The sequence below is a fragment of the uncultured Lactobacillus sp. genome, from assembly GCF_944327175.1.
Classification (GTDB): Bacteria; Bacillota; Bacilli; order Lactobacillales; family Lactobacillaceae; genus Lactobacillus.
In genome coordinates, this window is record NZ_CALVGT010000025.1 from 1 (window position 1) to 12,657 (window position 12,657).

The following is a 12,657-nucleotide window of genomic DNA, read 5'->3' on the forward strand; positions in this document are numbered from 1 at the left end:
AGTTTTGGTTGATACGACCTGATCCTTCTGGAAGATTCCCTTGGCCAAAGCATAACCCACGCAAGCATCAAGAGACCAGCCTTGATTATGGAAGCAGTGGGAAACATAGTCGATGAACTTATGTCTGTGAAGAAACAAGCTCTTGCGGCCGCATTTGCTTCTATGTAGTTCGTAAGTGCTTTGCCCTTCGACAGCTTTATACCACACTTCACATTGCCGGTATACACGGACACTGTGCCTCTTTTGGTCACTTTTATCATCAAGCTGATTCCTGAGGACGGACTGCCTGGGCAAGAGCCAGGGGATGTGGGACAGCGGCAAACCTAAAAAATGGTACTACGCCTTGCCTATCATTGTTTTCTGGCTATTGCTCTTCTTCTGGATCGGGAAAATGGTCTACCAAGGACTTAATAACTAAATGATTAACACAGCCACCGGCTCTTGCCGGTGGCTTTTCACTTTCATCCTTCTACTGCCGCGTATACTTTGGATGTACAAAAATTAATTCTGAAAAAGTATTGAAAAATGTAATAATTTTAGAAAGAAGAAATATAATATAAATATATGAAAAAGAATCAGCTTTAAAATAACTAATATTCTTTATCCCCTAATAGAGAAAGCGCTTTAAAGTGATTTGGCAATCAAATGAAAGTAAAATAAGAGTATAGTATTACTTATTTGTAAAACTACACACATTATAAGCTGAGCGAATTGTTCGATTTTTCTGGTAAAAAATAAGCGCAGACTTAGATGGAATCTAGTTTTTTTATGAAGAAAACGTTTTTTTGAGAAATGTCATTTTTTATACTGAAAAAAACAAAAAATGGCTTATAATGTAAGTAAGCGAAAAACGCTTACAACGTTAACGTGGAAATTATTTGATGTCCTTATGAATAATTTGTGATGTTTTTATAGAAAGTGAGGTAAGAAATGGACGAGCTGGAGCAACATTTACAGAACTTTGCCGCTGGCAATGAATTTTATCTGCAGAATTATCTTGGCTGCCAAGCGGCTGGAAATGGCTATTCCTTTCGCGTCTGGGCGCCTAAAGCACAGCAAGTCTGGCTGGTCGGCGATTTCAACAATTGGGAGAAAGACCTGCCCATGCAGCAGAATGCTTATGGAATTTGGTCTGTTGAAACCGACCGCGCCCAGCCTGGTCAGCTTTACAAATTCTTAGTCAAGCAGGCTGACGGGGAAGAAGTCATGAAGTTTGACCCGATGGCCCTGGAATATGAACACCGGCCAGGCAACGCTGCCGTGGTAAGTAACTTGCCGGAGAAGCGGTGGACTGACGGGGCCTGGTTCGGCTGGCACAAGCGGTCAAACCACTTTGCCCGGCCAATCAATATTTATGAGGTGCATGCCAGCTCCTGGAAGCAGCATGAAGACGGCAGCCTCTACACCCTGCGTGACTTGCAGAAGGAACTGATTCCCTACGTTAAGGAACAGGGCTTCAACTACATTGAATTCCTGCCTTTGACCGCCCACCCGCTCGATGCTTCCTGGGGCTACCAGACAACCGGCTACTTTGCCTTGGAGAGGGCATATGGTGATCCGCGGGATCTGCAGGACTTCGTGGAAGCCTGCCACAAGGAAAACATCGGGGTCTTGGCTGACTGGGTCCCAGGCCACTTCTGCATCAACAGCGATGCCCTGGCTTACTACGACGGGACGCCTTGCTACGAATTTGAAGAAGGCTGGCGGGCCCAAAACAAGGGCTGGGGTGCCTTGAACTTTGACTTGGGCAAGCCGCAAGTGCAGTCCTTCTTGATCTCAAGCGCCCTTTTCTGGCTGGAATACTACCACCTGGACGGGCTCAGAGTCGACGCGGTGTCCAACATGCTTTACCGCGACTACGACCGGGGACCGGGCGAGTGGAAGCCTGACCAGTATGGCGGCAACCGCAATATCGAAGGGATTGAATTCCTCCACAAGTTCAACAAGACCATCAAGGGGATCCACCCGGAAAGAATCTTGATCGCGGAAGAAAGCTCCTCCCAAGTCAAGATCACCGGCCGGGTTGAAGACGGAGGCCTGGGCTTTGACTACAAGTGGAATATGGGCTGGATGAATGATGTGCTCCGCTTCTATTCCATGGACCCTTACTTCCGCAAAGACAACTTTGACCTGTCGACTTTCTCATTCATGTACCGGATGAGTGAAAACTTTATCTTGCCGCTGTCCCACGACGAAGTCGTCCACGGCAAGCGCAGCTTGATGAACAAGATGTTTGGCGACCGGCCTAAGCAGTTTGCCCAGTTACGGAACTTGAATACCATGCTGATGACCTACCCGGGCAAGAAACTGCTCTTCATGGGCGGGGAATTCGGCCAGTACCTGGAATGGCGTTACCAAGAGGGCTTGGAGTGGTCTTCTTTAAGTGATGAGTTAAACGCCAAAATGCTCAAGTACAACCGGGAACTGAACCACTTTTACTTAAACGAACCGGCCTTGTGGCAATTGGAACGGGAAGACCGGTCAGTCCAAATTATCGACGCGGACAACCGCGACCAGTCCGTTCTTTCCTTCATTAGGCAAGGGAAGGTGCGGCATGATTTCTTGATTGTCCTGCTCAACTTCACGCCAGTTCAGCGCGACGGCTTTAAAGTCGGCGTGCCTTACCCAGGGACTTATAAGGAAGTCCTCAACAGCTCACGCAGTGAATTTGGCGGCGACTGGACCGCGAAACCACAGGAAATGGCTACCACAGAGGAGAAATTCAAGAATTTCGACTACCAGATTTCTGTTGACCTGCCAGGCTTCAGTGCCATGATCATCAAGCCTGACCAGGTAACAATCAAGAGAAAGCGTTCGAAGAAACGTTGATGTAATGTGATAAAAAATTAAAGATAAGTAGGGAAGGATTTTAACCATGAGTACAAAAATGCTAGGTTTAATTTTAGCCGGGGGTAAGGGGACCCGGCTGGGCAAACTGACCGCCAATCAAGCTAAGCCGGCCGTGCCATTCGGCGGCCGCTACCGGATCATCGACTTTCCGCTGAGCAACTGCGCCAACTCCGGCGTGCGCAATGTCGGCATCATCACCCAATACGAACCGCTGCGGCTGAACAACCACATCGGCAACGGCTCCAGCTGGGGTCTGGACGGCTTGAACTCCAGCGCCACTATCCTGCAGCCATACACGGACAACGGCGGCAGCAAGTGGTTTGAAGGGACCGCCCACGCCATCTACCAAAACATCGACTACATTGACAGTCAAGACCCGGAATATGTTCTGATCCTGTCTGGTGACCACATCTACAAGATGGACTACGCCGACATGCTGGCAGAGCACGAAAAGAACCACGCTTCCTTGACTGTGGCCGTAATCGACGTGCCTTGGGAAGAAGCACCGCGTTTTGGGATCATGAACACCGACTCCAGCGGCCGGATCATCGAATTTGAAGAAAAGCCTGCTGAACCAAAGAGCAACCACGCTTCAATGGGGATCTACATCTTCAACTGGAAGCGGCTGCGCGACGTTCTGACCGCGGGCTTTGCTACGGCTGACGACATGGTCGACTTCGGCAAGGACGTCATCCCTTACTACCTGAAGAGCGACGAAAGAGTCTTCTCTTACCAGTTCTCAGGCTACTGGAAGGATGTCGGCACCATCGACTCTCTCTGGCAAGCCAACATGGAATTCCTGGACGGCTCTGACGGCCTGGCCCTGGGTGACCGCAGCTGGCGGATCTACTCCAAGAACACCATCGACGCGCCGCAAATGATTACGGAAAACGCGGAAGTAACTGACTCCATGATTGTTGATGGCTGCTACATTGACGGTAAGATCAAGCACTCAATCATCTCAGCCAACGTTGACGTCCAGCGCGGCAGCGAGATTGTTGACTCAGTCATCATGCCGGGCGCTAAGATCGGCAAGAACGTCAAGATCACCAAGGCTATCGTCGGTGAAGGCGCCGTGATCGGTAGCAACTCTGTCGTTGGTGAAGAAAATGGGGAAATTGCCGTAGTCGGCAACAAGGAAAAGATTGGAGTGTTACCAAATGAAAACAAGTAAGATGTGTGCAATCTTCAGCAACCAGCACGAATACAGCCATCTGAAGCCGCTGACCGATGAAAGAGCCCTGTCAACTCTTTACTTTGCCGGCAAGTACCGTTTGATGGACTTTGCCCTCTCCAGCATCGTCAATGCTGACATCAACCACATTTACACCTTGATCAGCCAGGAAAAGGTCCGCTCTTACCTAGACCACCTGGGCGGGGGCAAAGAATGGGGGCTGGACACGATCGGTTCCTACGAATACCTGGACTTCTACCAGAACTTGATGCGGCGCCGGTCAAGAGGGGAGAACTACTTCGATGACTTGATCCTCTTCCTTAAGACCTGCAAGATGCCATATACTGTTTTCATCGGCAACAAGATGGCAGCTAACTTTGACTTAAAGGCCATCCTGCACTTCCACCAATCCAACGGCAATCGGATCACTCCGGTCTTCAAGCGGGTGGAAAAGGACAACCTGGCCCCAGACGACCATACCTTTGTTTTAAGCGACAACAATGTCGTGATTGAGCAAAGAGAAGCTATCGAACTGACCAGCGAAGCCCCGTTCAACCTCTCAGCCAATGTGTACGTGATGGACACTGACTGGCTGATCCACGAACTGGAAAAGGCCCAAAAGAGCGGGGCTTCCTACGACGTTTCAGAACGTCTGGCTGTCTTGGCCGTTAAGGAAAAGGCCAACGCTTACGAATACACCGGCTACCTGCGCAACATCCACGATATTGCCAGCTACTACCAGGCCAACCTGGACATGCTGGAAAAGGACAAGCGTGGCTCCCTCCTTTATGGCAAACAAAAGATTATCACCCGGATCAGAAACGAAGTCGGCACTTACTATGACAAGGAATCTGACGTCAAGAACACCTTGATCTCTACTGGCTGCACGGTCAAGGGTGAAGTCAAGAACAGCGTCGTTTCCAGAAGAGTAAACTTTGCCAAGGACTCTGTTGCTAAGAACGCCGTAATCATGGCCAACTGCAAGCTCAAGAGCGGGGCTGACGTTGAATACGCCATCCTGGACAAGAACGTGGTGATCGAAAAGGGCGTGACCGTCAAGGGCAAGCCTGACAGCCCTGTTGTTATCAAGAAGGGCAGCGTCATCAGCAAGGACTTCGTACTGGATTAATCGGGAGGAAAAATCGTGAGAGTTTTATTTGTCGGGGCCGAATGCGCGCCTTTCTTCAAGACTGGTGGCTTAGGCGATGTTTTGGGCTCCCTGCCCAACCAGCTGGCCAAAGACGGTGATGAGGTCGGCGTGGCTTTGCCCCTTTACCAGGACATGCCGGAAGAATACCGGGAAAAGCTGGAATACCAAGGCAACTTCTACGTTCCAGTTGGTTGGCGGAACCAGTACTGCGGGATCTTCACCCTGGAAATGAACGGGGTCAAGTACTTCTTTATTGACAATGAATACTACTTCAAGCGGCCAGGCATCTACGGCTACTACGATGACGGCGAACGCTACGCCTTCTTCCAGCAAGCTGTAATCATGATGATGGAACGCTTCAACTTCATTCCAAACATCCTGCACTGCAATGACTACCACACTTCCTTCATCCCATTCCTGCTTCGGGGAAAGTGGGGCTTTGTCGATGCCTACCGCGGCATCAAGACTGTCTTGACCATCCACAACCTGGAATTCCAAGGCAAGTACGACGCCAAGACCCTGCCGAACTTCTTCGGCCTGGGCTATGAATGGTTCGACAACGGGACCGTCCGCTTTAACAACGACGTCAACTGGATGAAGACCGGGATCTTGTACGCCGACCGGGTAACTACGGTCAGCCCGTCCTACGCTGAAGAAATCCAGACGCCGGAATTTGGCCAGGGCCTGGATGAAATCCTCCGCTCAGTCAACTTCAAGCTGGTCGGGATCTTGAACGGGATCGACTTTGAAAAGTACAACCCGGACACTGACCCGGTCATCAAGGTCCGCTACGACGTCAACCACTTGAAGCACAAGCGCCGCGACAAGACAGACCTGCAAAAGCAGGTTGGCCTGCCGGTAGCCCCAACTACCCCGGTTATCGGGATGGTCAGCCGCTTGACTGCCCAAAAGGGCTGCCAGCTGCTTTTGGAAGAACTGGATAACATTCTCCAATTTGACCTGCAGGTAGTTATCCTGGGCAGCGGTGACCAGTACTATGAACATGCCTTAAGCGACATTGCCAGCCGCTACCCGGACAAGTTCAAGCTGATCCTGGCCTTTGACGTCAACCTGGCCCAAAAGATCTATGCTGGGGCTGACTCCTTCTTGATGCCATCCGCCTTTGAACCATGCGGTTTGTCACAACTGATCAGCCTGCGCTACGGGACCCTGCCAATCGTCCACCAAATCGGCGGTCTGGCTGACACGGTCTGGGTTTACGACAAGACCAAGAATGAAGGTACCGGCTTTGGCTTCCGCGAATTCAGCGGCTACCAAATGGTTGAAGCCATCAAGAAGATGCTGGAGCTCTACCATGAAAAGGAAAAGTGGGCCAAGGCACAAAGAACGGCCATGCGGTCTGACTTCTCCTGGAAGAACTCAGCAAGCAAGTACCAATGGATGTACGGTGAATTACTGGGATAGTCGAAAATGATGAGGAAGATGAGTATGAAATCAAATAAAGTATCAGCAATAAACAGTAATTTACGGGAAATTACTCCGGAAGAATTCAAGGAAAGATTGGCCAGCAAGCTGGACCGGCACTTTGAAGAAAGCGTAGAGGAAGCTTCTAAGGAAGACATCTTTGCTGCTTTGGCTTCAATGGTCCGTGACGGCTATTCCAGCAAGTGGCGTAGAACCCGGATCGCGGAAAGTGCCAATGGCCACAAGCAGGCCTACTACTTCTCAATTGAATTCCTGCCAGGGACCTTGCTGAGAAGCAACCTCCTCAACCTGGGCTGGCTGGACACAGCCAAGGAGGCCCTGGCTGACTTAGGCATTGACCTGGACGAAATCGCTGCTGTTGAACCAGACATGGCGCTGGGGAACGGGGGACTGGGACGGCTGGCTGCCGCCTTTATGGACTCTTTAGCTTCAACTGGCTACGCCGGCAACGGTAACGGCCTGCGCTACAAGTACGGTCTCTTTAAGCAAAAGTTCGTCAACGGTTACCAAAAGGAATTGCCAAACGACTGGCTGAAGCAGGGGGACTACTGGGAAGTCCGCCGGGAAAGCAAGTCTGTCTTGGTTAAGTTTGGCGGCCGGGTCAACATGGTTGACGACAATGGCTGGCTGACTCCGCAATACGAAGGCGCTACTGTTGTCCGGGCCGTGCCTTACGACGTGGCCATGGTCGGCTACCATAACGGGGTGGCTAACACCCTCCGTCTGTGGGACGCGGAAATTGCCCCGGAAGACGAATTGAAGTACCCGTCAATTGCTGACCGGCGGAAGGTGGAAGACTTGACTTCCATCCTTTACCCGGATGACTCCAGCTATGACGGCCGCCTTCTGCGCCTTAAGCAGGAATACTTCTTTGTTTCCGCTGGTCTGCAGAGCATCTTAAACAACTTCATCAAGGACTACGGTGAAGAAAGCCTGGTAGATTTGCCGAAGTACGTTGCCGTTCACATCAACGACACCCACCCGGCCATGTGCGTGGCTGAAATGATGCGCCTTTTGGTCGACAGATACCGGATGGACTGGGACAAGGCTTGGGAAATCACTGCTCAAGTCATGAGCTACACCAACCACACCATCATGGCTGAAGCCATGGAAAAGTGGGACGTGGGTATGTTCAGCCAGCTTTTGCCGCGGCTGTTTGACATCATCAAGGAAATCGACCGCCGCTACGTGGCTGGCCTGGAAGGCAAGGTCTCCGGTGACGTGATCGAAAGAACTAGAATCGTCAAGAACGGGCAAGTTCACATGGCCCACCTGGCCATCATCGGTTCCCACTCAGTCAACGGGGTTGCAGCTTTGCACACTCAGCTGTTGGAAACTGAAGTTTTGCGCGACTTCTACCAGCTCTACCCAGACCGCTTTAACAACAAGACCAACGGGATTACCCTGCGCCGCTGGATCCAAATCGCCAACCCGGACCTGGCCAAACTTTTGGACAAGACAATCGGGAGCAACTGGCGCTTTGACAGCAAGGAAATGCTGAAGTTTGAAAAGTACTACCACGACACGGCAACTTTGACCAGCCTGCAGGAAATCAAGCTGGCCAACAAGAAGAAGCTGGCCAAGGTCATCAAGGACAAGACCGGCATCGTAGTTGACCCGGAAGCCATCTTCGACGTCCAGGTTAAGCGTCTGCACGCCTACAAGCGGCAAACTTTGAAGCTGCTCCACGTTCTGAAGCTCTACCAAGACCTCAAGGCCGGCATCGACCACCCGAAGCGGGTAGTCATCTTCGGTGCTATCGCTGCTCCAAGCTATGTCTTTGCCAAGCAGGTCATCAAGGTGATCAACTCTGTAGCTGATTTGGTCAACAATGACCCAGACATTAAGGGCAAGCTGAAGGTTGTCTTCCTGGAAAACTACAATGTTTCCCTGGCTGAACAAATCATTCCAGCCGCTGACCTTAGTGAACAGATTTCAACGACCACCAAGGAAGCCAGCGGGACCAGCAACATGAAGCTGATGGCCAACGGGGCCTTGACGGTGGCCACTATGGACGGGGCCAACATCGAAATCAAGGACGCGGTCGGCAGCGACAACATCTTTGCCTTCGGTTTGGACAAGGATGAAGTTTACAACTACTATGCAAACCACTCCTACCACCCACGTGACCTTTACGAAAGCGATCCGGTCATAAAGAAGACGGTTGATGCCTTGATTGACGGGACGATTCCAGATTGTGTCAGCGAAGGCCGGGCCTTATACGACGACTTCCTGAAGGACAACGAAGAATTCCTGGTTCTGGCCGACTTTGAAGCCTACTTGAAGGCCCAGAAGCTGGTTGAAAAGGTTTGGGCAAACAAGCGGCAATGGGCCCAGATGAGCCTGGTCAACATCGCTCACTCTGAACGCTTTGACGCTGACAAGACCATTGAACGCTACGCCAGTGAAATCTGGCACCTGGACAAGGTGAAAATTGACGCTGGGAAAGCGTAAGAGTGACTGATGAGAGCTATATTTAATTCTTGGGACACTAAATACAAGCAGCCCTTTGGCGCCACGCAGGCCAATACCAGTGTCAAGTGGGCGGTTGAAGTCGATGAAGAAATCCAGGAGATTACCCTTTGGCTGACTAAAAACAATGAGTCGCCGGTAGCTTACCCCATGACTTTCAACGATGAAAGCAAGATGTATGAGACCAGCGTCAAGATCGGCAGCTCCGGGCTCTACTACTACTACTTCAACATCAAGCAAAACGAACAGTTTTACTTCCTGGAAAGAAGCCAGGACGGTTTTGGCGACGGGGAGATCACTCAGGATAGCCGGGACATCCGGACCTTCCAGCTGACCTGCTATGACCGGGCGGTTCCGCAGGCTCCCTGGTACACCCAGGGGGTGGTCTACCAGATCTTCCCGGACCGCTTCAACAACGGCAACCCGCATGGGGAGGTCCAGGGCTGCAAGAAAGATAGTTTCATCTACGCGACTAAGGAAGACAGTCCTTACTACATTAAGGATGAGCATGGCGATATTGCCCGCTGGGACTTTTTTGGCGGCAACCTCGAAGGTATCCGGCAAAAGATTTCCTATTTAAAGGACTTGGGAGTGACGGCCATCTATTTGAACCCGATCTTCCAGTCTTCCAGCAACCACCGCTATGACACCCAGGACTTCATGAAAATTGACCCCATGCTGGGGACCGAGGAAGACTTCAAGAACCTAATCAAGGACCTGCACAAAAACAGGATTGCCTTGATCTTAGACGGGGTCTTCAACCATGTCGGGGCCGATAGCAAGTACTTCTTGAGCGCGGTCACGGACAAGACGGGACCTTACTATTCCTGGTTCAACTTCATTAACTATCCGACCAAGTACCAGTCCTGGTGGGGGGTAACCACGCTTCCTGAAGTCAACAAGAATAATGCTGACTACCAGAACTTCATCTGCGGGCCCGACGGCGTTTTAGCCAAGTGGACCCGGATGCATGTCGACGGCTGGCGCTTGGACGTGGCAGACGAACTTCCAATGCCGCTCTTGCGGGAGATCCGCGAGCGCCTGCAAAACGAAGACTGTCATGTCTTGATCGGGGAAGTCTGGGAAGACGCCTCCCACAAGTTTGTTAACAGTGAATTCCGGACTTACGTGGCCGGGGACAACTTAACCGGGACTATGAACTATCCGGTCCGCAACTTTATCGTTTCGCTCTTGCAGGCCAATAACGAAACGGAAGAAGTGGCCGCCTTGAATGACCTGGAGAAGCTGGTTGAGAACTACCCTAAGGCCTTTCTGGAAAACTGCTTGAACAATATCGGCACCCACGACACGGCCAGAATCAAGACCGTCTTGGGGGGAGACGAGAAACTGGTGGCCCTGGCCTTTGGCCTCTTGTTCACCGTGCCTGGCGTTCCCTGCGTCTATTACGGGGATGAAGCCGGCATGGAAGGGGACAAGGACCCGGACAACCGCCGCTACTTCCCATGGGGCAAGGAAAGCGACTTTTTGGAAAAAGAAGTCAAGGAACTGGCTCACTGGCGGCGAGAAAACCGGGCTTTGGTCGACGGGAAAGTCGGCTACGTCAAGATTGCTTACGGCATCAACGCCCTGGTCCGCTTCAACCAAAGGGAACTGGTCATTTACTGCTACAATAGGACCGACCAGGATATGATCCTGGACGCGGGAGAATTTCAGCTATATTGCCTGCCAGAGATGATTGGAGAGCTGGTAAGTGATATACTGGATCAAGAAAGCATAGCTCAGAAGGCTTATCTGCTCAAGACAGTTAAGCTGGACAGGAATGAAAAAGAATAAAAAGGAATATATAAATGGACGCAAAAGAAATTTTTGAACAATGGAAACAAGCTGCTCTGCCGGAAGATTTGGCTGAACAAATGGCTGAACTGGGTAGCGATGAGAAGTGGATCGAAGACGCCTTCGGCCAGGACATTAACTTTGGGACGGCCGGCATGCGGGGGCTCCTGGAACCAGGGACCAACCGGATCAATGTCTTCACGGTCGGCCGGGTAACTGAAGGCTTGGCCCGCTTGATCGATGAAAACGGCGAAGAAGCCAAGAAGCGGGGCGTGGTAATTTCCTTTGACTCACGCTACAACTCACGCGAACTGGCTACTCACGCTGCCCGCGTTTTGGGGGCTCACGGCATTCACGTCTACCTCTTTGACGACCTGCGCCCAACGCCGGAATTGTCCTTCGCTGTTCGCTACCTGCACACCTTTGCCGGGATCAACATCACTGCTTCCCACAATGCCAAGCAATACAACGGCTACAAGGCTTACGGCGAAGACGGTGCTCAAATGGGGCCGGAAAACGCTGACCGCCTCTTTGCCTACGCGCAAAAGGTTGAAGACATCTTCAGCGTTAAGGCAGCTCCAGTCAAGAAGCTGCGCGCGGAAGGCACTTTGCAATTGATCGGTGAAGACGTTGACGAAGCCTACCTGGCCAAGCTGGAAACGGTCAATGTCAACAAGGACATGATCAAGGAAAACGCCGACAAGCTGAAGATTGTTTACACTCCTTTGCATGGGACTGGCAAGATGCTTTATGACCGCGCCTTCAGACGGGGCGGTTTCAGCAATGTTGTTCCAGTACCAAGCCAGGCAATTGTGGACCCGGAATTCCCAACTTGCAAGAAGCCTAACCCGGAATTCCGTGACGTCTTCAACCCAGGCGTGGAACTGGCCAACGAAATCGGCGCTGACATGATCGTGGCTACTGACCCGGACGCTGACCGGATGGGAGCCTGCGTAAGAACTGACAAGGGCGACTTCCAGGTTTTGACTGGGAACCAAATCGCTACTTTGATGTCTTACTACCTCCTGCAAAACTTGAAGGACTCAGGCAAGCTGACTCCGGACTACGAAATCGTTACCTCAATCGTCTCCAGTGCCTTGCCATTCAAGATTGCCAAGGACTTCGGCATCAAGACCAAGTCAGTTTTGACTGGCTTCAAGTACATCGGTGAAGAAGTCGACCGGATGAACAAGGAAGGGGACGGCAAGTTCCTGATGGGCTTTGAAGAAAGCTATGGTTACCTCTTCCAAGCCTTCGCCCGTGACAAGGACGCCATGCAAGGGGCCTTGATGTTCGCCGAAGTTGCCAGCTACTACGCTTCTAAGGGCATGACTGTCTTTGACGGCCTGCAAGAAATCTGGAAGAAGTACGGCGTTGCCTACGAAATTACCCGGGCAATTGAAATGCCAGGGATCGGCGGGCAAAAGAAGATGGCTGAATTGATGAGTAAGTTGCGTGGTGAACACCTTAGCGAAATCAACGGGGTCAAGGTCTTGAAGATCGAAGACTACCAAGAACAAGTTACTGTCGAAAATGGTGAAGAAACTCCATTGACTGGCTTCCCGAAGTCAAACGTCTTGAAGTACTTCCTGGAAGACGAAACTTGGGTAGCCCTTCGTCCATCAGGTACTGAACCAGTGATCAAGGCTTATGTCGGCGTCAACAAGGCTGACATCGCAACTGCTGAAAAGGCAGCCGAAAGCTACCAAGACGCTATCAGCGAATTGCTGAAGTAATTTTAAAAGCATAAAGAAAGAAGCACCGCTAACGC

At 51.3% G+C, this 12,657-nt stretch carries 7 protein-coding genes and 1 pseudogene; 7 read left to right on the forward strand and 1 reads right to left on the reverse strand.

The window, feature by feature from the left end:
• A pseudogene (locus Q0J41_RS03775) lies at window positions 1-245 on the reverse strand (IS30 family transposase); the annotation flags it as partial.
• A 685-nt stretch (window positions 246-930) separates the two neighbouring features.
• Here Q0J41_RS03775 and glgB point away from each other — a divergent pair.
• Genes glgB through Q0J41_RS03810 form a run of 7 tightly spaced genes read left to right on the forward strand, consistent with a single transcriptional unit; the run spans window position 931 to window position 12,622 of the window.
• Window positions 931-2,829, forward strand: a complete 1,899-nt coding sequence (gene glgB / locus Q0J41_RS03780) for a 1,4-alpha-glucan branching protein GlgB (protein ID WP_296226328.1) — start codon at window positions 931-933, stop codon at window positions 2,827-2,829.
• Between the two features lie 46 nt (window positions 2,830-2,875).
• Entirely contained in the window at window positions 2,876-4,024 is a 1,149-nt protein-coding gene (locus tag Q0J41_RS03785) for a glucose-1-phosphate adenylyltransferase (RefSeq protein ID WP_296226330.1), read from the forward strand.
• A complete protein-coding gene (gene glgD, locus Q0J41_RS03790; protein ID WP_296226331.1) occupies window positions 4,011-5,153 on the forward strand; it encodes a glucose-1-phosphate adenylyltransferase subunit GlgD in 1,143 nt (380 codons plus the stop codon). The genes Q0J41_RS03785 and glgD overlap by 14 nt, the downstream gene beginning before the upstream one ends.
• A gap of 15 nt (window positions 5,154-5,168) precedes the next feature.
• Window positions 5,169-6,599 (forward strand): glycogen synthase GlgA, encoded by a 1,431-nt coding sequence (gene glgA / locus Q0J41_RS03795; protein WP_296226333.1) that lies wholly within the window; start codon window positions 5,169-5,171, stop codon window positions 6,597-6,599.
• A 24-nt stretch (window positions 6,600-6,623) separates the two neighbouring features.
• Window positions 6,624-9,074: a glycogen/starch/alpha-glucan phosphorylase gene (locus tag Q0J41_RS03800; RefSeq protein WP_296226335.1), complete on the forward strand. Its 2,451-nt coding sequence runs from the start codon at window positions 6,624-6,626 to the stop codon at window positions 9,072-9,074.
• A 9-nt stretch (window positions 9,075-9,083) separates the two neighbouring features.
• Entirely contained in the window at window positions 9,084-10,886 is a 1,803-nt protein-coding gene (locus Q0J41_RS03805; RefSeq protein WP_296226336.1) for a glycoside hydrolase family 13 protein, read from the forward strand.
• A 14-nt stretch (window positions 10,887-10,900) separates the two neighbouring features.
• The gene (locus Q0J41_RS03810) at window positions 10,901-12,622 is read left to right on the forward strand and encodes a phospho-sugar mutase (RefSeq protein ID WP_296226338.1); all 1,722 of its coding nucleotides are present in this window, start codon (window positions 10,901-10,903) and stop codon (window positions 12,620-12,622) included.
• Window positions 12,623-12,657 lie beyond the last annotated feature (35 nt).